Source organism: Xanthovirga aplysinae (genome assembly GCF_009711365.1).
Lineage (GTDB): Bacteria > Bacteroidota > Bacteroidia > Cytophagales > Cyclobacteriaceae > Xanthovirga > Xanthovirga aplysinae.
On sequence record NZ_SMMB01000337.1, the window covers coordinates 1 to 1,176 of the forward strand.

Genomic DNA, 1,176 nt, shown 5'->3' on the forward strand with positions numbered 1-1,176 from the left:
TATGGGCCAATAAGATTAAATTAATAGATCTGATTACTCATACTTCTGGTTTACCAGCTTATGATAATACAAAGAGTCTCCAAGAATTTGAGGGTTTCAATGAGGAAAATCCCTTTGGCCTTTTTAAAGAAGATTTTATTTTATCCCTTTTGAAAGGAGTAGATTCGATACCAGATTATGGAAAAATAAAATATTCTAACTATGGGATTGGTGTATTGGCAATTGCAATGGAAAACGCAACTGGAAAATCCTTTGATGAGTTGTTTCAACAATATATAGTTAACAATTTAGGACTTAAAAATACCTTTCTTCAATTAAAGGAAATTCATTTTACCAATTTGGCTATTCCACATAGAGGGGCTGAAGTTATGCCTCTTATCCAACTTGCGGACCTCAAATCTGCAGGTTCAATAAAGGCCTCTCTGCCAGATATAATTTCTTTTTTACAAATACACTTACAGCCATCCGAAAAATATAAACCCATTGCAAATAATGTTTTTGAGAACCAGTTAAAAGACACAGAGAATAGGGTTGGTATTGGTTGGGGTATTTTTGAACGAAACGGTGTATCTCTTAGAGGACATAACGGAGGAACATTCGGAAGTTCTAGTATTGTGATTGTTGCTCCTGAAAAGAATATTGGACTGGCTGTCGTTGCTAATAATCAGGATAATAGTAAACTGGCACAATATGCTTTTAGAATATTAGAGAATCTAATGAATTAAAATTCTTATACTGCAACCAATCGTGTAGACGACTGACCATCAAAAGATCGCCAGTGCCCCTCACACGCCAAAGTACTTACATTCTTCCTTGTAATCCGGCTCCTCATTAAAATGATCCACAGGATCATTTTTTAACGCTCGGCCCCATATTCGGTGGTTGGTTACTTTTCGATTACTCTGGTACCATCTAACTTCTCACCAAAATTTGGTGAGATATCCCTTTGTTAAGGCACTTTCTTTCTCCCCAGACTTGCCACATTTACATGTCAGGTGTCTAAATGCTATTGGCCCTCACTCCATTGGAAGCAAGTTCGGACATCGTAAAGATGTAATTGCTCATCCTCCTTGGAATGCCTCTTATATGGTTTCTGTTTGTCAGAAATGCTATTTGAAGTCTCGCTTACTTCAGTCCATCTCTCATGGAAAACCGCCTTGCGACTTGCTAATGCTT

1 protein-coding gene is annotated in these 1,176 nt (G+C 37.3%); it reads left to right on the top strand.

Translation table 11 applies throughout. The annotated features are described in order from the left end of the window. The coding region (locus tag E1171_RS01030) for a serine hydrolase domain-containing protein (RefSeq protein ID WP_155203224.1) at window positions 1-725 on the top strand (725 nt) is incomplete at its 5' end. Between the last annotated feature and the right edge of the window lie 451 nt (window positions 726-1,176).